The organism is Nitritalea sp., from assembly GCF_054166705.1.
The window spans coordinates 71,002-93,067 of the sequence record NZ_JBSZCV010000019.1 but is presented as its reverse complement, the minus strand read 5'-3'; the positions used below and the strand labels follow the sequence as shown (position 1 = coordinate 93,067).

At 48.8% G+C, this 22,066-nt stretch carries 18 protein-coding genes; 15 read left to right on the top strand and 3 right to left on the bottom strand.

What is annotated here, in order from left to right; genetic code table 11:
* Positions 1–48: 48 nt before the first annotated feature.
* Together ACXIT9_RS13500 and ACXIT9_RS13495 are read right to left on the bottom strand one after the other, a co-directional pair.
* The gene (locus ACXIT9_RS13500) at positions 49–789 is read right to left on the bottom strand and encodes a hypothetical protein (RefSeq protein WP_458056769.1); all 741 of its coding nucleotides are present in this window, start codon (positions 787–789) and stop codon (positions 49–51) included.
* A 68-nt stretch (positions 790–857) separates the two neighbouring features.
* On the bottom strand, positions 858–2,273 hold the full coding sequence (locus tag ACXIT9_RS13495) for an NAD(P)/FAD-dependent oxidoreductase (protein WP_458056768.1): 1,416 nt from the start codon (positions 2,271–2,273) through the stop codon (positions 858–860).
* Positions 2,274–3,310: 1,037 nt separating this feature from the next.
* On the opposite strand from ACXIT9_RS13495, the gene ACXIT9_RS13490 reads away from it, so the two are divergent.
* The 11 genes from ACXIT9_RS13490 to ACXIT9_RS13440 all read left to right on the top strand — a co-directional run bounded on the left by ACXIT9_RS13490 (position 3,311) and on the right by ACXIT9_RS13440 (position 14,901).
* Positions 3,311–4,657 (top strand): type I restriction-modification system subunit M, encoded by a 1,347-nt coding sequence (locus ACXIT9_RS13490; RefSeq protein ID WP_458056767.1) that lies wholly within the window; start codon positions 3,311–3,313, stop codon positions 4,655–4,657.
* Positions 4,658–4,755: 98 nt separating this feature from the next.
* Positions 4,756–5,253, top strand: a complete 498-nt coding sequence (locus tag ACXIT9_RS13485; RefSeq protein ID WP_458056766.1) for a hypothetical protein — start codon at positions 4,756–4,758, stop codon at positions 5,251–5,253.
* Between the two features lie 49 nt (positions 5,254–5,302).
* Positions 5,303–5,656 carry a hypothetical protein gene (locus ACXIT9_RS13480; RefSeq protein WP_458056765.1) on the top strand — a complete coding sequence of 118 codons (354 nt, stop codon included), beginning with the start codon at positions 5,303–5,305 and terminating at the stop codon, positions 5,654–5,656.
* A 5-nt stretch (positions 5,657–5,661) separates the two neighbouring features.
* Positions 5,662–6,519 carry a virulence RhuM family protein gene (locus ACXIT9_RS13475; protein ID WP_458056764.1) on the top strand — a complete coding sequence of 286 codons (858 nt, stop codon included), beginning with the start codon at positions 5,662–5,664 and terminating at the stop codon, positions 6,517–6,519.
* Entirely contained in the window at positions 6,516–6,827 is a 312-nt protein-coding gene (locus ACXIT9_RS13470; protein ID WP_458056763.1) for a hypothetical protein, read from the top strand. Before ACXIT9_RS13475 ends, ACXIT9_RS13470 begins: the two co-directional genes overlap by 4 nt.
* 3 nt (positions 6,828–6,830) lie before the next feature.
* The gene (locus ACXIT9_RS13465) at positions 6,831–7,904 is read left to right on the top strand and encodes a restriction endonuclease subunit S (RefSeq protein ID WP_458056773.1); all 1,074 of its coding nucleotides are present in this window, start codon (positions 6,831–6,833) and stop codon (positions 7,902–7,904) included.
* A 105-nt stretch (positions 7,905–8,009) separates the two neighbouring features.
* A complete protein-coding gene (locus ACXIT9_RS13460) occupies positions 8,010–8,429 on the top strand; it encodes a GxxExxY protein (RefSeq protein WP_458056762.1) in 420 nt (139 codons plus the stop codon).
* Between the two features lie 15 nt (positions 8,430–8,444).
* A complete protein-coding gene (locus ACXIT9_RS13455) occupies positions 8,445–11,513 on the top strand; it encodes a type I restriction endonuclease subunit R (protein WP_458056761.1) in 3,069 nt (1,022 codons plus the stop codon).
* 160 nt (positions 11,514–11,673) lie between these two features.
* Positions 11,674–12,759 (top strand): cellulase family glycosylhydrolase, encoded by a 1,086-nt coding sequence (locus tag ACXIT9_RS13450; protein WP_458056760.1) that lies wholly within the window; start codon positions 11,674–11,676, stop codon positions 12,757–12,759.
* Positions 12,756–13,037: a DUF427 domain-containing protein gene (locus ACXIT9_RS13445; RefSeq protein WP_458056759.1), complete on the top strand. Its 282-nt coding sequence runs from the start codon at positions 12,756–12,758 to the stop codon at positions 13,035–13,037. The genes ACXIT9_RS13450 and ACXIT9_RS13445 overlap by 4 nt, the downstream gene beginning before the upstream one ends.
* 355 nt (positions 13,038–13,392) lie before the next feature.
* A complete protein-coding gene (locus ACXIT9_RS13440) occupies positions 13,393–14,901 on the top strand; it encodes a M48 family metalloprotease (RefSeq protein WP_458056758.1) in 1,509 nt (502 codons plus the stop codon).
* A gap of 28 nt (positions 14,902–14,929) precedes the next feature.
* On the opposite strand, the gene ACXIT9_RS13435 is transcribed toward ACXIT9_RS13440, so the two are convergent.
* The gene (locus tag ACXIT9_RS13435) at positions 14,930–16,783 is read right to left on the bottom strand and encodes a carboxypeptidase regulatory-like domain-containing protein (protein WP_458056757.1); all 1,854 of its coding nucleotides are present in this window, start codon (positions 16,781–16,783) and stop codon (positions 14,930–14,932) included.
* Positions 16,784–16,882: 99 nt separating this feature from the next.
* Between ACXIT9_RS13435 and ACXIT9_RS13430 the strand changes: the two genes are divergently transcribed.
* From ACXIT9_RS13430 to ACXIT9_RS13415, 4 genes are read left to right on the top strand one after another with little or no spacing between them, the layout of a single operon-like run.
* Positions 16,883–18,304: a BACON domain-containing protein gene (locus ACXIT9_RS13430; protein ID WP_458056756.1), complete on the top strand. Its 1,422-nt coding sequence runs from the start codon at positions 16,883–16,885 to the stop codon at positions 18,302–18,304.
* A gap of 45 nt (positions 18,305–18,349) precedes the next feature.
* On the top strand, positions 18,350–19,162 hold the full coding sequence (locus tag ACXIT9_RS13425) for a DUF547 domain-containing protein (RefSeq protein WP_458056755.1): 813 nt from the start codon (positions 18,350–18,352) through the stop codon (positions 19,160–19,162).
* Entirely contained in the window at positions 19,146–20,522 is a 1,377-nt protein-coding gene (locus ACXIT9_RS13420; protein WP_458056754.1) for an NAD(P)/FAD-dependent oxidoreductase, read from the top strand. The genes ACXIT9_RS13425 and ACXIT9_RS13420 overlap by 17 nt, the downstream gene beginning before the upstream one ends.
* Positions 20,519–22,066, top strand: coding sequence for a 4Fe-4S binding protein (locus tag ACXIT9_RS13415; protein ID WP_458056753.1), 1,548 nt, complete (start codon positions 20,519–20,521; stop codon positions 22,064–22,066). The genes ACXIT9_RS13420 and ACXIT9_RS13415 overlap by 4 nt, the downstream gene beginning before the upstream one ends.

Sequence of the window (22,066 nt, the reverse complement as noted above, 5' to 3'; positions counted from 1 at the left end):
TAGAACGAAAACGGGAAAAAACTGTTCGCCACAGCAGCCTACATCCCCTCAGCTGGCCCGTTTGTCCGGAAAATCTTCCTCCTTCTTGTCCTCCTCCTTGTTTGCGTCCAACTGGGCAGCCTGCTGCTCTTCCGCTTCCATTTCGGCTAACGTTTTGGCGCAGGCGCAAAACTCCTCATGCATGCACCCCTCTAAATCTCCGGAACAGAAGTTCAAATAAAGAGTCCCAAACTGCACGATCGGCTGAGGTGTCGATAGACAATGCAACAACAGCACATAGGCTCTTCTTACCGGCAGATGCGTCCGAAATATAGGTTCTAAGTTGTAGTACTGGAAAAGCTCGGCGATTTTATCCGACAAACTTCGGAGCTGCCGCTCATTAAGCAGCCGTTCTTCAGGGAAAGCCGCGAGGTCCAGACCACAAAAGCTCGCAAAACTTTTTGGATGCTGCTTGTGTAGCTTCAGGGGCTTGCTAAAATCCGGGTCCGGGAAGTCCTCTTCGATAGCGGCCGCCTCCTCGATGACCCTTAATCCCTCCTCGTAAACACTGAATAAAAAGATATCATCATCATCGTCCTCGTCATCCTCCTCTTCCTCCTCGAGAAAACCATATAGCTCTCCAGAAGCAGTAAAATCCATGAAAAGGGCATCCTCCTCTTCTAAAGAGGTGTCAGGAAGCCCCCCCATGGCATCCAAATCACCGACATCAAAGTCCATTCTTTCTATGTAGCGCGGCACGCGCAAAATTTCGTCGATGTCCTCCATCAGGTATTTCAGATAGTTTTCCATAGCATAAAAATTTAGTAAGGGTGGAAATATCGGAAACCCTGAGGAAAGAAGTCGGAGCAAAAACGTTTTTAAACGACTCGCGAGGTCTTGCGCTCCGAATCATCGTGCTTTGCCGCTGGCGGCACCTCCTGCCCTGCTTTTCCCACCTGCGCCAGCACCTGATCGGACCATTCGGTAGTAGCCGGCGCCTCCGGTTTGGGCTGCACCGGACGAATAAGTAGCCGCAGGGAGGCATCGAAGGAGAGGTAGCTCCAGGCCCAGTTGAGGAAGATAAACAAGCGGTTTTTTACCCCCACGATGGCCATAAGATGCACAAAAAGCCATACGAGCCAAGCGATAAAGCCCTGGAAGCTCAGGTAAGGAAGATCCACCACCGCCAGCTTTTGGCCCACTGTGGCCATACTGCCCAGGTCCTTATATTCGAACTCCTCCCAGCGCCGCTCCTTCTCAAGCGAGCGGAAGTTGTAGGCCAGATTTTTCGCCTGTTGGATAGCCACCTGCGCCACTTGGGGATGCCCCTTCGGGAATTTTGGCGTAGCCATCCAAGCCAGATCGCCGATGGCAAACACCCCTGGGGCGGACTCCACCTGGTTAAAGCGGTTCACCTGGATGCGCCCGTTCGGTAAAAACGCCTCCTCTGGAAGTCCGGGCACTGGGTTGGCACGCACTCCTGCTGCCCATATCAGAGTCTTGGCAGCGATTTTTTGGCCATCGGCCACCAGGACATGCTCGCCATCAAAATCCTTTACGGCGGCATTTAGCGTCACATCTACGCCTAATTTCTCCAAAAAGGCCAGCGATTTCTGTCCACTCGCTTCGGACATGCCATTCAGCAGGCGCGGGCTCGCCTCCAGCAGGCATACCCGCATGCGCTTCCAGTCCATGGTCGGATAGTCCAGAGGAAGGGCATCCCGCCGCATCTCCGCGATGGCGCCGGCGAGCTCCACCCCTGTGGGCCCACCACCCACGACGACCACATTCAGGAGTGCCTCCCGCTTCTGCAGGTCATCGGTATTATAGGCCGCTTCGAAGTTGCTAATCAATTTATTCCGTAAAAAGAGCGCCTCCGAGATGGTTTTCATGGGCGTGGCATGCTTGCGGATGTTTTCCATGCCGAAAAAGTGCGTATCAGCGCCGATGGCCAGCACGAGGTAGTCATAAGGCAACCAGCCGGCATCCGTTTCGATTTCACGGGCCTGTACGTCCACCTGCTTGAACTCCAGCATGCGGAAAATCATCTTGTCATCACGCTTAAACACTTTACGGAAGGGGAAGGCGATAGCGCTCGGTTCCAGGCCGGAGGTCGCCACCTGATAGTAGAGCGGCTGAAACTGGTGGTAGTTGTTCTTATCGATCATGACTACCTGGTAGCCAGTGCCTTTAAGTTCTCGGGCCACTTTTAGGCCGGCGAAACCTCCTCCCACGATCAAGACCCGCTGGTAGGTGGGTTTCGGTATTCCCTGCACATATTTTTTCGCTTCCATCGCTGCATGTATTTCGTTCGCCCTGTGTATACGGGAAAGGCAGTGGGCAGGACATCTTTTTACCGTTTATTTTCGGTAGCCGCCGCAGAGGGCCTAATTTGGCCGCTGGCCAAAAAGTAAGTCCTACTTCAGACCTTTGCTTCTCCTCCTTTCAAAGGTACGATTGAATATTATTTTTCGGTAACATTTAAGTGTTTTTTTACATATTTTTCAATGGAAAGCGGGATGCGCTTCAGTTTTTCTACTTAATAGGCGAAATCATGTGTTTATTTATAGATTGCTTTTTGGAGAAGGGGTGGTAGTGGAGCGGGATAGCGTACAAGCCTAATTTTGGTATGAGAAAAAGTTCCCCGCAACACTTTAGCATCTCCTTATTTAGTATCAATTTTGATATGACATGGATCAGCGGCCAACTCTTAAGCAAGTCGGGGTTATGGGCATTAGGCTCAAGGCTACTCTTGCTTTTAAGCGGAAAAAACCTAAAATTTAGCATTTGAAAGGCAAAACGCACTGATCAAAAATGAGACTGTCCTCACTTTTAACCTATCCAAGTTTTAAATTCTTAGGATTTCATTTATCTTAGACAGAAAATTCCACAGATTAGAGAAATTCCGTCAGCAGAGTGCTGAAAGCGAACGGTAAAGTACTAAGGCCAAAAATAAGTACTGGTTTTCTGTGGTTTTTCGCCATAGGTATTGGGTATTCTTTCTTTTTTTACCAGGAGTTACCTTGTCTATAATTTGTATTGTTACTGCTACTTCAGGAGCCCCCTATCGCATGCTCCTTGAGTTTGAAGTAAAAATCAAAAACTAATTTTACTTTGATAAATGCAGCTTTAGAAAATGATTTGATCTGAGTTCTTGAGTGAATCTACCCACGCTGATTGGATTTCTGTAAAGATGAAATCGATTGATACTTATCAGCATAATAACGGCGGAATAGTATTGACTCATTTATTATTTTTGTAGACACTTCTATTTAAATTAGGAAAAACCGACTCGACAACTTAAAAAAAAATAGACTGAACGAATTGAATTATGAACCAAACGGCACACACTAGACTCATCTCCTTTATCTGGTCCATAGCTGACGATTGCCTAAGAGACGTGTATGTCAGAGGAAAATACAGAGATGTCATCTTGCCCATGGTTGTGTTGAGGAGATTGGATGCTTTGCTCGAACCGACCAAGGAAGCAGTGATGGAAGAGTTGGCTTTTCAGAGAGATGAAGCGGGGTTTACTGAATGGGACGAAACGGGTCTGAGGGATGCGAGTGGTTATGTATTTTACAATACCAGTGAATGGACCTTGCAAAGGTTATATGATACGGCTACCAACAGCCAACAAATTCTACAAGCTAACTTTGAGGACTACCTGAACGGTTTCAGTCCTAATGTGAAGGAAATCATTGAGAAGTTTAAGCTCAAAAGCCAAATCAGACACATGGCATCCAAAGATGTCTTGTTGGATGTATTGGAGAAATTTACTTCTTCTTCCATCAACCTGACGCCTTTTGAAAAGGAAGATCCTGATGGAAGGAAATTACCCCCGCTTTCCAACCTGGGGATGGGTTATGTGTTTGAAGAGCTGATACGGAAGTTTAATGAGGAAAACAACGAAGAAGCGGGGGAACACTTCACTCCAAGAGAAGTGATTGACTTGATGACGCACATCGTTTTTGACCCTATCAAAGACAAACTGCCTCCCGTCATGACCATTTACGATCCTGCATGTGGTTCGGGTGGGATGTTGACCGAATCCCAAAACTTCATCAAAGACGAAGAAGGAGCCATCCGAGCAATGGGAGATGTATATCTCTATGGCAAAGAAATCAATGACGAGACCTATGCCATTTGTAAGTCGGATATGATGATCAAAGGCAACAACCCTGAAAATATCCGGGTGGGATCTACACTTTCAACGGATGAATTTTCAGGACACACCTTTGATTTTATGTTGTCTAACCCCCCTTATGGGAAGTCTTGGGCAAGTGAGGTCAAATACATCAAAGACGGCAAAGACATAATTGACCCCCGATTTGTAGTCTCTCTGAAAGATTACTGGGGCAATGAAGAAGAAGTGGACGCTACGCCAAGGTCATCGGATGGGCAATTACTATTCTTGATGGAAATGGTCAACAAAATGAAGCCTTTAAGCCAAAGTGAGCATGGTTCCCGAATTGCCTCGGTGCATAATGGTTCCAGCTTGTTTACAGGTGATGCAGGTGGCGGGGAAAGTAATATTCGAAGACACATCATAGAGAATGATTGGCTGGACTGTATTGTCCAATTGCCCAATAATTTGTTTTACAATACGGGTATAACTACCTACATCTGGTTTTTGACCAATAATAAGCCGGCAACCGACAAGGGAAAGTCATTTTAATCGATGCCTCCCAGCGCTTTGCCAAGCTTCGAAAAAATCTGGGTGCCAAAAACTGTGAACTGACTGCTACGCATGTCCGTGAAATTCAGGATGCGTATTTGAATTTCACAGCAATCGAGCGCAAGAATGAAGATGGACTAGCTGCCAAGGTTTTTAACAATACTGATTTTGGGTATTACAAAGTAAGCATTGATCGGCCGGCAAGACTGAAAGCCCAATTCACAGCCCAGCGCATAGCCGATCTGCGCTTTGATAAATCACTGAGAGAACCCATGCAGTGGGCTTACGAAACTTTTGGCGAAAATGTGTATACCGATATCAAAGCCCTTGAAAAGGAAATCTTGGAATGGTGCGAGAAAAGCGGTTTAGACTTGAATGCCAAAAAGCGTAAAGAACTTACTTCCAAAGCCACTTGGCAAAAGCAAAAAGATTTGCTGGAAATAGCTATCCTACTTTTAGAAAAAGTAGGTATTGATGAATACGATGATTTTAATGTATTCAGCGCCAAAGTGGACGGAGTCCTGAAAACTGAAAAAATCAAACTCTCTGCAAGCGAAAAAAAATCAGATTTATGGAGCCGTCACTTGGTACGATGAAACCGCAGCAAAGGTCATTAAGAAAATAGAAAAGCTCAGTGGAGATAAATTGGACCAGCTTTTACAGCATTTAGATTGTACGGTAGCCCAACTGCCTGATTTTGGTTATTTCCCCAATGGTAAAGCCAATGAGTACATTATTTACGAAACCCAATCCGACCTGAGGGATAGTGAAAATGTACCTTTGAATGAAAGCATACATGCATATTTTCTACGGGAGGTAAAACCGCATGTTCCCGAAGCTTGGATTGATTTGGACAAAACCAAAATTGGCTACGAGATCAGTTTCAACAAATACTTCTATCAGCACAAGCCTTTACGAAGTCTAGAAGAGGTAAGTGCCGAGATTTCAGCTTTGGAAGAGGAAAGCGAAGGCTTGATTATGGATATTTTGAAAATGTAGTCGCTGTGAAAAATGAAATCATTCTATATCAGTCAGATGAGTTACCACAACATATTGAGGTAAGGTTAGATGAAGCCAATGAGACTTTTTGGTTATCACTCAATCAGATAGCTGATCTTTTTGAAAGGGATAAATCTGTCATATCTAGACACCTGAAGAATATTTTTAAGGATCATGAATTAGATAAAAATTCAGTTGTTGCATTTTTTGCAACAACTGCTGCTGATGGTAAAACTTATAATGTGGAACATTTTAATTTAGATGCCATCCTTTCTGTAGGCTACAGAGTGAATTCAAAACGAGGAACTCAATTTAGGGTTTGGGCAAGTAAGGTTTTAAAAGATTACCTGATGAAAGGCTATGCCCTAAACCAACGGATAGACAGAATAGAAAGCAACTATGAGAACCTGAGCAAAGAAGTGCAACAGATTTCTTTACAGCTGAAAACACATGAACTACCAAACCAAGGCATTTTCTTTGATGGGCAAATCTTCGATGCTTATGTCTTTGCCTCTAACATCATCAAAAAGGCGAAGAAGGAAATCATACTGATTGACAATTACATCGATGAAAGCACCCTTACCCATTTGGCCAAAAAAAGCAAAAAAGTAAAGGTGCTTTTATACACGAAAACTTTGAGCAAACAATTGACCCTCGACCTCCAAAAAGCCAACCAACAATTCGGCAATAGCTTTGAACTCCGTGAGCTAAAAGCAAGCCACGACCGTTTTTTGATAATTGACCAAAAGGAATTGTACCATTTGGGAGCTTCCTTAAAAGACTTAGGGAAAAAGTGGTTTGCCTTTTCGAAGATGGATGGATTGACCCAAATGATTTTAACCCAATTAAATTCAGACCAATGACCATAACAGCTACAAATACAACATTTCAAAAATACCCTGCTTACAAGGATTCGGGGGAATATTGGCTAGCAGAAATACCAACGCATTGGGAAATTAAAAAACTAAAACATGTTTTTCAAGAAAAGAAAAAGGTGACAAATCCAGAGTTGCCATGTGGCTCTATAAGCTTTGGGAAAGTTGTCTATAAGGATGACGAGAAAATTCCAGAATCAACGAAAGCATCTTATCAAGAAGTTCTAGCAGGAGAATATCTAGTAAATCCGCTAAATCTAAATTATGACTTAATAAGCTTGAGAATAGGTCTATAACATATCAATGTTGTTGTAAGTTCAGGATACATAGTTTTGAAAAACGCAATTGAATTGGATAAATCATACTTCAATTATTTACTTCATCGGTATGATGTTGCATACATGAAACTTTTAGGTTCAGGAGTTAGACAAACAATCAGTTTCAATCACATCGCCAATAGTTTATTGGTTTATCCTCCCATTCAAGAACAAACCGCCATCGCCACTTTCCTTGATGATAAAACCGCCAAAATAGACCGTGCCATTACCCAAAAGGAAAAGATGATCGCCTTGCTCAAAGAACGCAAGCAGATTATCATTCAAGATTTGGTAACCAAAGGTCTGAACTATGATTTGTGTGATGATTTTGATTTAGCTGATTCTGATTCAAAAAATCAAAGTCCATCAACCAATCATAAAAAATCAAAGTTCAGACGAATGAAAGACAGCGGAGTGGGATGGATTGGGGAGATACCGGAGTGGTGGGAGGTGAAGAAAATAAAACATCTTGTTAAAAACTCCTTTAGTGGGGGAACTCCCTCCACAGACAAAATTGAATTCTGGGATGGAGGAATACCATGGATTTCATCAGTAGATATTAAAAGTGATTTTTTATCCAAAACTAATAGAGAGATTTCGGAAAAAGGATTGAAACGTTCTTCATCTAATATTGCTCCCAAAGGGTCAGTAGTATTTGTAACAAGGTCTGGAATTTTGCAGCACACTTTTGCACTTTCAATACTACTTAAGGACATGGCGATAAATCAGGATATTAAGTGCTTGATTTTTTCAGAACTTCTTTACGCGCCTTATTTTCTCAGATTAATTCAAGGAAATAACTCGAAAATCCTTACTGAAACAAGACAACAAGCAGCAACGGTGGATAGTATTAATATGGATTCATTCTTCAATCTGCCAATTCCAATTCCCCCAAAAGATGTACAAACCGCCATTGTCGCCCACATTGAAACCCAATCTGCCAAGATAGATCAAGCGATAAGTTTGCAGGGGCGACAGATAGAGAAATTAAAGGAATTTAAATCAACGCTGATAGATGGGGCTGTGACGGGGAAGATAAGGGTGTCTGAACTATGATTTGTTTGATTTATTGATTTTTGTGATTTCTTCTTATATATTATGAATTAGAGTAGTCATAGGATTCTGCCTCAGGCTTTAATGTTAATAATCAACTGATTTGAAATGATTAAGGAACAGTATAAATTTTCTGATTTAACCTCCCAAATTATTGGAAGCGCTATGAAGGTGCATTCAGCTTTGGGTAATGGATTTCAGGAAGTCATTTATCAACGAGCTTTAGAAATTGAAATGACGGATGAGGGCATAAGCTTTAAAAGAGAGTATAACATACCTGTTTATTACAAAAATCAGCAAATAGGCACCAGAAGAGTCGATTTTTTGGTAGAAGGGATCATTGCGGTAGAGCTGAAGGCGCTTGTTCAACTGGAGGATGTACATTTGGCACAAGCGATCAATTACCTGGAAGCTTATGATTTAGAAATAGGGCTTCTGATCAATTTCGGCGCAAAATCATTGCAATTTAAAAGGGTACAAAACAAAAAGTTCAATCAAAAGAATCAGGGTAATCCAAAAATCAAATAAATCAAAGTTCTGACAATGAGTCCAAGTAAAACCAACGAAGCAGCCCTAGAAGCCGCCATAGAAAAAGCCCTAACAGGTTCTCCCCTAGAAGAACAAGGCGGAGATGCCAGCCTAGTTTCTGAACCTCATGCGATCTATCGTGCTGGCAATGGTTTTTACATGGGAGATGCCAATGACTTCAATCCAAAATATGCTTTGGATGAAGTACGGTTTTGGCATTTTTTGGAAAATACACAGGAAGAAGAGTTGGGTAAACTCAAACGGTCAGCAGATTGGAAGCTTAAGATAGTGGAGCGCTATGACCGTATGATCAAGAAATATGGGATACTTCGATTGCTCCGCAAAGGCTTGGAAGTAGAAGATGCCCACTTCACTTTGCTCTATCAAGTTCCGATGTCAAGCAGTAGTCAGGCTGTAAAAGCTAATTTTGAAAAGAATGAGTTCAGCGTAACTCGCCAAGTTCGATATAATATCGACAATCAGCAGGAAGAAATTGACATGGTGGTTTTTATCAATGGCATGCCCATCGCCACACTGGAACTCAAAAATGCCTGGACCGGGCAAACAGCCAAGAGTCATGGCATCCGTCAATACAAGAAAGATAGAGATATTCGTCAGCCATTGCTGCAGTTTGGCCGATGCGTGGTGCACTTTGCAGTTGATACCGATGAAGTATATATGTGTACCAAGTTAGATGGGGATAACTCTTTCTTTCTACCGTTTAACAAAGGCAACAATAATGGCAAAGGAAATCCTGTTAACCCATTTGGGCATCGGTCTTCCTACCTGTGGGAGGAGATTTTTACGAGAGAGAGTTTGGCTACTATTATTCAACATTTCGTGAGGTTTGATGGAAAATCTACAGATCCATTAGGAAAAAGAACCCTATATTTTCCTCGCTATCATCAATTGGATGTTGTTCGGAAATTACTCAATCATGCTTCCAAAAATGGCGTAGGCCATACCTACTTGATTCAACATTCGGCAGGTTCTGGCAAATCAAATTCCATCACGTGGGCAGCCTATCAGCTGATAGAGACTTATCCAGAAAGGGATGATTTGCCCGGTTCAAAAGGGGTTCAAAACCCCCTATTTGATTCGGTAATTGTAGTTACCGATAGGCGTTTGCTTGACAAACAGTTGCGCGAAAATATCAAAGAATTCTCCGAAGTTAAGAATATCGTTGCCCCAGCCTTTTCATCTCGAGATTTGAAAGAGAGTTTGGAACAAGGCAAGAAAATCATCATTACCACCATTCAGAAATTCCCATTTATTGTAGATGGCATAGCAGACCTCAGCGACAAGCGATTTGCAGTTATTATTGACGAGGCCCACAGTTCACAGAGTGGGACAGCAGCCGGCAAGATGAATGAGGCTATGGGAAAGAATTACATCGAAGACCCCTTCGACAAAGCTCAGGGCGAGGAGGAAGAAGATGGCCAAGATATCATTTTGAAAGCCATGCAAGCCCGAAAAATGAAGGGCAATGCATCTTACTTGGCATTTACAGCAACCCCAAAAAATGCCACATTGGAACGATTTGGGACAAAGCAGGAAGATGGCAGCTTCAAACCTTTTCATCTGTACTCCATGAAGCAGGCCATTGAAGAAGGCTTTATTTTGGATGTTTTAGCCAATTACACCACCTATAAAAGCTACTATGAAATAGAAAAGTCCATTCAAGACAACCCCTTGTTTGACACCAAAAAAGCACAGAAAAAGCTCCGTGCTTATGTGGAGCGACACAAGCAAACCATAGCTACCAAGGCCGAAATCATCATGGAGCACTTCATCACCAAAGTGTACAACACCAAGAAGCTCAAAGGGAAGGCGAAAGCGATGGTGATTACACAAAACATTGAATCTGCTATCCGCTATTTTTTGGCCCTCAACCAAATCATTCATGACAAAGGGATGCCTTTCAAAATAGCCATTGCCTTTTCGGGTAAGAAAACAGTGGATGGAATTGAATATACAGAAGCCGATTTAAATGGATTTGCAGAAAAGGATACAAGAGACCACTTTGATTCTGATGATTATCGGATGTTGGTTGTTGCCAATAAATACTTGACTGGTTTTGATCAACCCAAGCTTTGTACCATGTATGTGGACAAAAAGCTACAAGGAGTTTTAGCCGTTCAAGCATTAAGCCGTTTAAATCGTGCAGCCGATAAATTGGGGAAGAAAACTGAAGATTTGTTTGTGCTGGACTTTTTCAATGATGTGGATGAAATTAAACTCTCCTTTGATCCATTCTATACGTCCACTTCACTTAGTGGAGCGACAGATATCAATGTTTTACATGAATTGAAAGGGACTTTGGATGATGTGGGTGTTTATGAATGGGAAGAAGTAGAAGACTTTGTAAGTAAGTATTTTGAAGGTGTAGACGCGCAACAACTGAGTCCCATCATCGATACAGCCGCCGATCGCTTCAATGCAGCATTGGATTTGGAAGACGATGAAAAGGCAGACTTCAAAATCAAAGCGAAGCAGTTTGTGAAGATATACGGACAAATGGCTTCCATCATGCCCTATGAGGTATTGCCTTGGGAAAAGTTGTTTTGGTTTTTGAAATTCCTGATTCCTAAATTGATTGTCAAGACTAAGGAAGATGAATTGATAGATGAATTGTTGGAATCTGTTGATTTATCGACCTATGGCTTAGAAAGAACCAAGCTCAACTACACCATTGGATTAGACGATTCGTCAACCGAATTGGATCCACAAAACCCTAATCCAAGAGGTGCCCATGGAGGCAGTGAAGAAAAAGATCCCTTAGATGAAATCATCAAATCATTCAATGACCGATGGTTTCAATGTTGGGATGCTACACCGAAAGATCAGCGGGTGAAATTCATATCGATCAGCAGACATATTCAAGCCCACCCAGATTTTAAAACCAAAGTAGCTGATAATAGAGATTCTCAGAACCGGGACTTAGCCTTTAAGAAAATTTTAGATGAGGTAATGGGGCAGCAGCGGAAAAAGGAGCTGGAGTTGTATAAATTGTATGCAAAGGACGAATCTTTCTACCAGGCCTTATTTGATACTATGAAACGGATGATCAACCTCTCCAAATAAAATAAATTGATAAGGCAAAGCGTGAGATAAGTAAATCAAACCATAAGCCTCCCCCACACCCTAAAATCACACCCTGACAGTTCAGGGCCCGTAAAAAGTCGAAAAACCCCTAGCGCTCTACAGCCGTTTAAGTAGCAGAAAATGATTACCTTGTATTCCTATGCTTCGATTTCCCAAAACCCTGCTCCTCCTGACCCTTTCCCTGCTGGCAGCCTGCGGCTGGCAAGAACCAGATAACCCGCCCCCCTTTCCGGATACGCCCCAACAGCCCTTCCTGCCCGAACAAATCGATAGCACCTACTACATCGCCGGACATCAAATTTTTTCCAAAAACCTCGGCCCCATCACTCCGAATGGCGTAAATGCCATGCAGTCCTTCGGACTCGTGGACCAAACACTCATGGATGCCTGGAACATCCAAATCGTACGCGAATTTATCGGTAACTTCAACGAACAGCCTTTGGCCGGAGGCCCAGTCCAAGGAACGGATGGCGCCTGGCTGCACCCCCTACAAACAATCGTGGATGCCAACCGCCAGCATGGACGCATCACCATCCTCTGCCCCTTCGGCTGGGTGGATGCGCAGGGAAAACAAACACTGCTCACCGGAAGAAATCCCTCCGACCAAAACTTCTACCCAGACTACTTAATACGCCTTCGTGCACTGGCAGAACAGTTTAAAGGACAGCCCGACGTCTGGATAGAGGTCTGGAACGAGCCCTACCACTGGAATAATGCCAATGCCTACAGCCATGAGCGCTGGCTGCGCGATATGAGCGAAATGAGTGATGCCCTCCGCGCTGTGCCTGACTTTACAAATATCATCCTCATCCCCGGAAATGAACAGGGCCAGTCCGAAGAAGCGCTCCTCGAAAAAGGCCATCAGCTGCTGGAAGGTCGCTACAACCTGCTCTTTGATCTGCATGCCTATGAGAAATGGACGGAAAATAGCAGCCAGCAAGCCATCGAAGCCCGCTTCCGTAGACTCCAAGAGGCCGAGCTGCCCTTCCTCATCGGTGAATTGGGCGTGCTGAATGTTGGCCAAGCACTGCCTGTGGCCCCCTTCCTAGCCGCTAGCACACGCATGCAAGTACCCGTACTGGCTTGGCTCTGGAACGACAACACCCCCTACCCGAATGCCCTGCGCCAAGCCGATGGAAGCCCACATGCCGATCAGGCCAACAACTTCTGGGGCGAGCGCATCTACGACTATTTGCTCCAAAACAACCTAAACGAGACCCCATGAAAGCCATCTGGAACCAAGAAATCATCGCCGAGTCCGACAGCACCGTACAGGTAGAAGGCAACCATTACTTCCCTGCCCACAGCTTGAAGCAGGCCTTTTTCCAACCCTCCGACACCCATACCACTTGCCCCTGGAAAGGGGTGGCCTCCTATTATCATGTAGTAGTAAACGGTGAGGTCAACCAGGACGCCGCTTGGTTCTACCCCGAAACCAGGCCCGCCGCCGCGAACATCCAAGGATATGTCGCCTTCTGGAAAGGGGTAGAGGTACGGCCCTAAAGCCAAGCCACCTAAATAGCAGTTCCCTGCTCCGCCGCAGCATCTGGGCTCCCCGCCTGAAGCAATGGCAACGTAAAGACCCACATAAGGCCCGATTGTAACTTCAGTTTTTTCAATAGCACGCTCCAGCTCCTATGGCATAGCTTCCCTCTAGAGAAGTGATTAACACCTTTCTTTATAGTTATAAAAAGAATAACTACATTATAAATGCTTTATTTTTTGCCCGTATCGGGCAATATTCTTTCGTGCAAAAACCAACCTCTTCCTAGCGCCATCCGTAAACTAGATTAATTCGATAGACAATTGTAAAAAGTCTGTCCGCATGTATTACTTTTGGTTTTTAACCCCAATGCTTATGGCTACCTTCCAGCACCAAAATCTCCTTCAAAAGGCCTTGCTCACGCTCCTTATGGCCCTTATGCTAGCCCCCTTTAGCCTACTACAGGCACAGGATGTCATCCAGATCCGTGGCGTGCTGCAGCGCAACTTCGGAGAACATAGCGCCGGCGATACCGTCCGCCTGTTTACCAAGAGGAAAAACCCGTCCAATCCTCAGGTCTATCAGTATGGCCTCACCTCCAATAACAGCCGTCGCTACATCTCCGAAGAACACGTCTTGCTCCTGGACACCGACTTGGACTTTTGGGAAGCCCGCTGGTTCGAAGAGCGCGGGCAGGCCATCCAAAAAGCCGGCTGGGAACAGGACAAGCGCCAGGAGCTCTTCGAAGATGCCATGGACTATTACAAGACCGCCAAAAACAATGGCCTTATCTTCGAAAATGAATTTTTAAGCGACTATATGTATCAGTTGCTCTACTTCATCCACCCCACCCCCATCCTAAAAGAACAGGAGCGCAACCTCAGCTTGCTCCTTTTGAAAAGCCCTGAGGCAGCCACCTTTGCTTTCGATAATGGCCTGATTGTCATCACGACAGGGCTACTGGCGGGCCTGAACACTGAAAAGGAATTGGCCACCGTCCTAGCCGAGAATATCAGTCATGTGGTGCTGGAGCATAATTTGGTGAATTTTAATAGAGCTCTGCGCCGGGAGCGCAATGCCCGAATATGGGGCGCCGTGGCCGCGGCAGCCGTTACCACTGCCATGGCTGTGGATGAGGTAAAAACCGGGCGCTGGCAAGACTATGGAGCCGCCATAGATTTCGGAAATGCCATTTACTTCGTGGCTTCCGACACACGCCAAAACATCGGCGCTTCTTATGATAATGAACAGCAGTTGGTTGCACGCCGTTTTGCCCTGCGCTTCCTGCGGGAATACCCTGAAGTGTTAACCCTCGACGATACAGAATTCCTCTACCAAATCGCCCCCGCCGTCAGCCAACATGCCGTGGAGCTTTATGCGCTGAAAAATTACGACCAGTCTGCCCGCCTCTTGCAGCGCCTGGAACAAAACGGCTTGGCTACCGATCAAGATTACCTCTTGATGAGCAAGATTTTGCGCCGGCAGGCGCATGACCGCGAAAGCAATCAGCTCGCCATGGACTACCTGATGCTCGCCAAGCAAAAAACGATGCGCCCATGGCCGGAAATCTATAAGGAAGAGGGCCTGCTGCAGCTACGCCTAGGCCAAAAAGAAAAGGCCCGCAGCGCTTTCGAGACCTACCGCGAGTTTTTGATCGCCGCGGATCAGGAGCAGCCTTCCGAGTTTTTCCAGACCGAGATGCGAAATGTAGAGCAGTTTCTGCAGCGCTCCGGAAACCGCATCCGCCTCGGTGATGCGCCGACTGCCGCTCCTGACGCCCCCATACTTCCTGAAAAAGCCGAGGATGCCGCCCGCCCCCAGCAGTCGGAACAAAAATCCGAAGAGGCGCAGCAAAACAGTGCAGGCTCCGCGGAGGAAGCATAGCCTCTCCTCTCAAGACCTGCCCGCACCCTTACGGATGCTGGCGTGCGGGGTAGGCGATCTTAAGCAGCTGCCCCTGAAAGCCCGAACCGCTGCTGCTGTAGGCATCCGTCCGGACGATATAGTAGCCCGGTTCCTTTAAGGCCGTGGTCTGAAGCCAAGCCCCTCCTCCCATGCGATGCTGCGGAAGAGGGGCTTCGTTTTGACCACGAAAGCCCTGCACCCTTCCGACTGAGCCATTGGCCAGCAGCCAGGTGCCTTCCTCCGGGCAGGCGGTACAGTACGCCACCGCGCCCGGCGCAAAAGGCGGAAAGCCCAAAGAGCGCCCTTGCCCCTGCTTCCAAGACGTCAGCCCGGAATGACGTATCAAGACCGTCTCTGTCAGCCGATCCACCAGCATCCAAAAGGGGTCCGGCTCCTCCTCGAAAGGTGCCAAGACCTGTGGCATCTCTGCAGCCCCGCCTAGCGCTAACAGGCCACGCTGGCCCCCACCCGTTCCGTAAGCAAAGAACCCTTTGCCGCCAGGCCGCACCTGAGGAAAGCGGAGCTGAGCAATAAAGCGCTGCGCATCCTCCTGCGCAGGGTGCGGAAACACCCGATGCCCCCCCTGTGTCTCCATGAATAGCCAGCCTTCAAAATCCGTCCCCGGGGCTTCCACCGACAGCAGGCCATTCCCCGCCGCATCGATGGCCAGTGCCACCGCAAAAAAACGAACTCCTTCCATAAAACCCGTCTCCGGTAGCAAGACCTCTTGGACCTGCTGCCCGCTGCCCGGATTAAAGAGGCGAAGGCCCCGCTGGGTACTCACATACAGCAAGCCATTAAAAGGATTAAAGGCCAGGTCGTACACCTCCTCGCCCGGCTGCAGGGAGAAGGAAAACTTTTTCTCCACCTCCATGCGCGTGAAATCAAGCAGCTGCACAGTGGCCGGATCGCGGGTCAGCACCCACTGCTTGTCCTGGATGGGATCTGTTTTCGTGTTCACAATCACTCCCTCGAAGGGCAGCACCTCCTCATAAAAGCGCGCCTCCACATTTTCTTGGTAGCGATTGCCAAATTCATCGGAATAGTCCACCACGAAAGCATAGCTTCCCCCGATGCCTGCGCAGCCGTAGGAATAAAAAAGTGCCCGCTGGTCTTCGGAAGTGGTCCAGGGGACAAAGGTCGGAATGCAGCCTGTGTGGAGGGCACGAATTTCCTCCACCTCCACCGCCGCGGTGAACTGCAACCAGAACCCGGCGGGGCGCTCCTGACTTTCGTCACCATAATCCAGCTGCCCCACCGCTACACGCACGGGAGCAGGCTGCTCCAGTTCGAGGGTGACCTGCGTAGCACCCGAACTTATCAGGATACGCGCCTGGCGGGGCTCCTCGCCCGCGTTCGCATCGAATTGCATGCGAACGGGCGCATTTCCAGAGCCACTCGGGGAGAGCAGCCGCAGCCAGGGGCTGTCCGAGCTGGCCACCCAGGCGCCGGAAGCTTCCAGCCTCATCTCCTCCTGCCCGGCAAAAACGGGCAGGCGCAGAAAAGACTCCTCCAGCGTGAGCGTACCCGACTCCGCTTGCAGCTGCAGGTCTAAGGTCTGCACGACTTGCGCCGTGATCTGCACGGGAAAGGTCTGCTCCGCATAAAAAGGGTGCTTGATCTCCAGGGAGTAGCTCCCCGCTGGAATTTGCTCGAAAAGATAGGCTCCCGAGCTGCCCGTCTGTGTGCTGCGCTCGAATCCCGCCGCGAACAGCCGCAGCTGAACGGCATCCAGCGTCTGCCCGCCCTCATCCCGGACGATGCCCGCTAATTTACCTTGTGTAAGTGGGTCTTCCGCCGTCTCACGGCAGGCACCCAGCAGCAGCAGGCCTGCCAATAGCAGTCCCAGCAGGCTTGACATGTGTTTAGAAGTTTTCACAAAAAATACTTGTAAAATTTTTCACCAAGCTAAAAAAAATTCTTTGCAAAACACTATATTGCACCAAGAAAAATTTTACCCATGCGCCTAAAAACACTTTTTTACAAAATCATCTTTGGGACACTCCCTTTGATTCTTCTTTTGGGCTGCGGCCCTGAAGACAAGCCCCTCGGACAGGGCGTGCTCAGCATCAGTGACACCCAGCTCTATCTGGAGCATCGCGCCGATACCCGCACCCTCACCCTACGGAATACTGGTTCCGGACCCCTCACCTGGGAGATAAAAAGCAGTGCCCCCTACCTACTGGCCAGCCCGTTTTCGGGCACTTTAAAGGCCGGACAGGAGGTCAGCGCCCAGATCCGAACTTTAGCCGAAGCCGTGCCCCAAAACCCAGAGGAATTTCTACGCCTTTTCGTCGTGCAGGACGGAGATCAGGTGACCCCCATCCCCACATTAGTCAATCCTCAGTCCGACCGGCAGCGCAGCATCAGTGCCCAGCTTACGCATGCGCTATACGACTCTACACGGCAGCGCATCATCGCCTCCACGAAGCAGGCCGAGCTGCTGCTCATTCATCCAGAAACAGGGGCCATCCAGCGTGTTTCCCTACCGGAGCCTGCCCATCGCATCGCCCTCAGCCCATCGCATGAACTGCTGGCGCTTGCCTTCCCCTCCAGCGTAGGACTCTACGACCTGCGCCAGATGACAATGCGCACAAAAGACCCGCTGCCCTTTCGCCCCTTCGATGTCGCCGTGAGCAACAGCGGTTGGCTATACCTTTCGGACGACCTCTTCAATCACTCCTCCCTTTTCGCCTTAAGCCCCTCCCCTACCGATCGCCAGCTACAGGAATTCGAAGGGTATTTCGGACAGGGCCGCCTGATCCAGCACCCCTCCGGCAAAGACCTCCTGCTGGCCAGCACCGTGATCAGCCCTTCGAATATCACCAAGTTCAACATCCAAGAGGGGGCACCGCGCTACCGCTACCAAAACCCCGTACATGGAGGGCCACCCTTCGCTGGCATGGTCTGGTTCTACCCGGGTGGACAGCGCTTTATTAGCCGCGCCGGCCATGTCTTTCAGTGGACAGAAAACCGCAGCACCGACCTGGCCTTCCTCTTTTCCCTGCGTGCGCCTCATGGAGAGTTTCAGTCCCTGGGCTTCAGCCATATCACGATAGCCCCGCGTCGTGGCCGCATCCTAGGCGTTTATGACATGGGCGTCTACCGTTTTGGACAGCTAAATGGCACCGCCCCGCAGCTCTGGCACTACAGCATGAATAATGAACTGCTGCACCTCGACACGCTGCGCACCTTCCTCCCCGATCCGGATGGGCAGCGCCTGGTGGCGCAAAAAATGGACGTCGTACTTAGCTTCCTTTCGCCCGATCAGCAGCAAATTTACCTGCTCGAGGCCAGTTATCCCCATGAGCGGCAGCCCGAGTCGCGGCATTTCTTCCCTGAAAATGCCCACTGGAGCTTGCGGACCATCCCCTTGCGCTAGCCCCCCTGCTACATCTTTTCAGTGGCAGAGTACGTATATACAAATATGAAACGAAAGCTAAACCCTCTTTTTATAGGTCTTTTCGCCCTGATTTTCTTCGCCTGCCAGCCGAACAGTGAGGCTGCGGGGAAGGGTGCAGGGAATGATGCAGGTCCATTGGCGCCGAGCGCCAAAGCTCCCGACCACAGCTCCTTTACCACCTTGCTGCAGCGCCACGTGGACCGCGAAGGCATGGTTAATTATAAAGGATTTATCCGAGACATGGCCGCGCTGGACCAGTATCTCGAGACGCTAAGCCGTACTGCGCCGGATAAAAAAACCTGGTCCGAAGCCGAGCAGATTGCCTACTGGATTAATGTCTACAATGCCTTCACCATCAAGCTGATCGCAGACAACTACCCCGTGAAGAGCATCCAGGACTTGCACCCCAAGGTAAAAATTCCGCTGGTCAACACAGTCTGGCATAAGAAATTCTTCCAGATCGGTGGCGAAGACATGTCGCTAGATCAGGTGGAGCATAAAATCCTGCGCAAGGAGTTCGAGGAGCCCCGCATTCACTTTGCGATCAACTGTGCTTCTTACTCCTGCCCGCCGCTCATGAATGCCGCTTTTACGGCAGAAAATTTGGACAAGGAGCTGGACAAAATGACACGCGCCTTCATAAATGACCCGAAGCGAAATAAAATCACAAAAGACCGTGCCGAGCTTTCGAAGATTTTCTCTTGGTTCACGGGCGATTTTACCAAGAATGGGAATTTAATTGCGTATATTAACCGCTATTCGAAGGTGAAGCTGGAGCCTAAGGCGAAAATCAGCTACATGGAGTACGATTGGTCATTAAATGAGCAGAAAAAATAAGCATTTGGTCGTCATCGGGAACGGAATCGCGGGAGCTACCTGCGCACGCCACGTTCGCCGCTATGATCCAGACATACGGATTACGCTAATCTCAGAGGAAAGCCCCCATTTTTATTCACGCACGGCGCTGATGTACATCTACATGGGGCACATGACCTATGCGCATACCAAGCCCTATGCAGATGACTTCTGGCCAAAAAACCGCTTGGAGCTCTTGCAGACGCGTGTGGAGTCTGTCCATCCGAAAGAAAAAGTGCTACGCTTACAGGGGCATGAAAGCCCCTTTTCTTATGATCGTTTAGTCATCGCAACAGGCTCCCGCCCACGCCCACTCCCTGTTCCGGGTGCTGAAGGGCCAGGCGTGCAGGGCTTGTACCACCTCCAAGATCTGGAGCGCCTGGAAGCCATGAGCCCCTATCTGAAGCAGGCCGTCCTTATCGGCGGCGGCTTGATCGGCGTCGAGTGGGCCGAAATGCTCCTGAGCCGGGGCGTAGCCGTCCATTTCTTGGTGCGAGAAAAGCATTTTTGGAACAATGTACTCGATGCCCGTGAAGGGCAGCTCCTCGACCGGCACCTCCGCGAGCATGGCGTGCAGCTGCACCTGGAAACCGAAGCGAGCGAAATCCTGCGGGATGCAGCCGGGCAGGTAAAGGCGGTGCGCACCTCAGGGGGAGAACTACTCCCGGCCCAGCTGGCGGGCATTAGCATCGGCGTGCAGCCCAACATCGATTTCTTGACAGGCAGCGGAATCGAAACCGCCCGTGGGGTGCTTGTCGACGCTTTGAATCGGACCTCCGTGGAAGACGTCTACGCCATCGGCGACTGTGCCGAGTTTCGGGAAGCCCCTGCGCCAGGGCGCAAAACCCTGGAGCAAGTCTGGTACACAGGCCGCATGCAGGGAGAGGCCCTCGCCCACACGCTTTGCCACCCCCAGCAGCCCAGCCCCTATACCCCAGGTCCCTGGTTTAACTCGGCCAAGTTCTTCGATATCGAATACCAAACCTATGGCGATGTGCCTGCCCAGCTTCGCGAAGGGGAGCAGGACTTCTACTGGGAGCACCCCAGCGGGAAAATTGCCTTGCGCCTGCTCTTCAGTCAAGACCACACCGCCGAAGGAGGACCTCGCTTTTTAGGAGTAAACAGTTTCGGCTGGCGTCTGCGGCACGCCTATTTCGATCAAGCGCTGCGCGCGCGTTACCCCATCATGCGCGTGCTGGAGGAGCTAGAGTCCGCCTCCTTCGATGCGGAGTTCAGCCCTGTCCATGCCCCTGCCGTTCGCGCTGCCTTCCGTGCAGCTACAGGCCTTTCGGTCCGTGAACCACGAAAAAAATCATTCTTCAGCTTTCTCTTTTCCTCATGACCTTCCTCCAAAAAACCGGCACGCTGCTCGTACTTATCGGGTTGGGGCTATTTACCTACATGCTCTTTCAAGGCAGCTACCGCCTGGAGCGGGAGGCAGCAGCGTCCGTCATCAAAGACATCCATCAGGAAGCTCTGCTGCCCCTTCTAGAACCTCTTTACGGACAGGAGTACCCCTCCACCCATGCTTTTTTAGCTGCCTATGACGCTCTTTTTGAACCGTATAACCAAGCGCTGAAACAAGAGGAACGCTGGGACGAGGTGATCTGGGACGACTACCACTTTGCGCTCAGCCGCGCCTCCGCCTCCGGAGCAGCGGTAGAGCAGCCCTGGCGCTGGCTGGCCCTGACGGTAGGGCTAATGGTGCTGGGCGGCCTACTGTATATACTCCCCCTCCACCGAGGAGAACCTGCCGGCATTAAAAATAACGGCATCTTCTTCTCTTCCATGAAAAACAGAGGGATCCTCGGCATCCTGACGGGCAGCTACTTGATCAGCTTTTATGTGATCCTCTACTGGTTTCCCGCCTACATGACGCAGGCGGTATCTATGGTGGATCCCCTTTCGAAGGCCTTTTCCGGAAATCCCGCCTCCCAGTGGTTCTTATACGGTTTCCTCTATACGCTGATCATCCTAGTGATGGGCATTCGGATGTTTCGCAAGTACCGACACAGTCGCTACCATAAGATACGCACCAGCTCGCTGATGTTTTTTCAGCTGGGCTTCGCCTTTCTGCTACCTGAAATTCTAGTGCTGCTCAACCAGCCCTGGTATGATTTTAAAAATATCTGGCCGCTGGACTACTCCTTTTTCTACTCCTACCGCTTGGAAGATATGTTGAGCTCCGGGGGCTTTGGGCTATTTATGCTTATCTGGGGCATTCTGCTCATCATCATCGCTGTGCCGGTTTTCACCTACTTCTACGGCAAACGCTGGTACTGCTCCTGGGTCTGCGGCTGCGGAGGGCTGGCTGAAACCGCCGGTGACCCCTACCGGCAGCTTTCGGATAAATCTTTAAAAGCCTGGCAGGTAGAGCGCTACCTCGTACACGGCGTTTTGGTTTTTGCAGTCGGGATGACTTTCGTAACTTTGGCCAATTACTTCAGCAGCTTTGAACTCTTAGGCTACGCCACGGATCAGTTGCACACTGCCTATGGCTTCCTCATCGGCTCGGCATTCGCCGGGGTGATCGGCACGGGCTTCTACCCTTTTATGGGGAACCGTGTCTGGTGCCGCTTCGGATGTCCGCTAGCCGCCTACCTAGGGCTCGTACAGCGCTTTAAATCGCGCTTTCGCATCACCACGAATGGAGGGCAGTGTATTTCCTGTGGCAACTGCTCCACCTACTGCGAGATGGGCATCGATGTGCGCTGGTATGCGCAGCGGGGTCAAAACATCGTGCGCTCTTCCTGTGTGGGCTGCGGTGTCTGTGCTTCCGTATGTCCACGCGGGGTGCTGAAGTTGGAAAATGGTGCTGAAGCGGGCCGCATCCAGGAGGAGCTGCCCATCATCATCGGAAATGATTCGATCAAGATAAAACAGTAA

Excerpts from the sequence above, each read along its gene's own strand:
- ACXIT9_RS13450 (WP_458056760.1), top strand. The coding sequence starts at position 11,674 with ATGCTTCGATTTCCCAAAACCCTGCTCCTCCTGACCCTTTCCCTGCTG.
- ACXIT9_RS13490 (WP_458056767.1), top strand. The coding sequence starts at position 3,311 with ATGAACCAAACGGCACACACTAGACTCATCTCCTTTATCTGGTCCATA.
- ACXIT9_RS13455 (WP_458056761.1), top strand. The coding sequence starts at position 8,445 with ATGAGTCCAAGTAAAACCAACGAAGCAGCCCTAGAAGCCGCCATAGAA.
- ACXIT9_RS13495 (WP_458056768.1), bottom strand. The coding sequence starts at position 2,273 with ATGGAAGCGAAAAAATATGTGCAGGGAATACCGAAACCCACCTACCAG.
- ACXIT9_RS13500 (WP_458056769.1), bottom strand. The coding sequence starts at position 789 with ATGGAAAACTATCTGAAATACCTGATGGAGGACATCGACGAAATTTTG.
- ACXIT9_RS13435 (WP_458056757.1), bottom strand. The coding sequence starts at position 16,783 with ATGTCAAGCCTGCTGGGACTGCTATTGGCAGGCCTGCTGCTGCTGGGT.
- ACXIT9_RS13440 (WP_458056758.1), top strand. The coding sequence starts at position 13,393 with ATGGCTACCTTCCAGCACCAAAATCTCCTTCAAAAGGCCTTGCTCACG.
- ACXIT9_RS13420 (WP_458056754.1), top strand. The coding sequence starts at position 19,146 with ATGAGCAGAAAAAATAAGCATTTGGTCGTCATCGGGAACGGAATCGCG.
- ACXIT9_RS13415 (WP_458056753.1), top strand. The coding sequence starts at position 20,519 with ATGACCTTCCTCCAAAAAACCGGCACGCTGCTCGTACTTATCGGGTTG.
- ACXIT9_RS13470 (WP_458056763.1), top strand. The coding sequence starts at position 6,516 with ATGACCATAACAGCTACAAATACAACATTTCAAAAATACCCTGCTTAC.
- ACXIT9_RS13425 (WP_458056755.1), top strand. The coding sequence starts at position 18,350 with ATGAAACGAAAGCTAAACCCTCTTTTTATAGGTCTTTTCGCCCTGATT.
- ACXIT9_RS13445 (WP_458056759.1), top strand. The coding sequence starts at position 12,756 with ATGAAAGCCATCTGGAACCAAGAAATCATCGCCGAGTCCGACAGCACC.
- ACXIT9_RS13430 (WP_458056756.1), top strand. The coding sequence starts at position 16,883 with ATGCGCCTAAAAACACTTTTTTACAAAATCATCTTTGGGACACTCCCT.
- ACXIT9_RS13460 (WP_458056762.1), top strand. The coding sequence starts at position 8,010 with ATGATTAAGGAACAGTATAAATTTTCTGATTTAACCTCCCAAATTATT.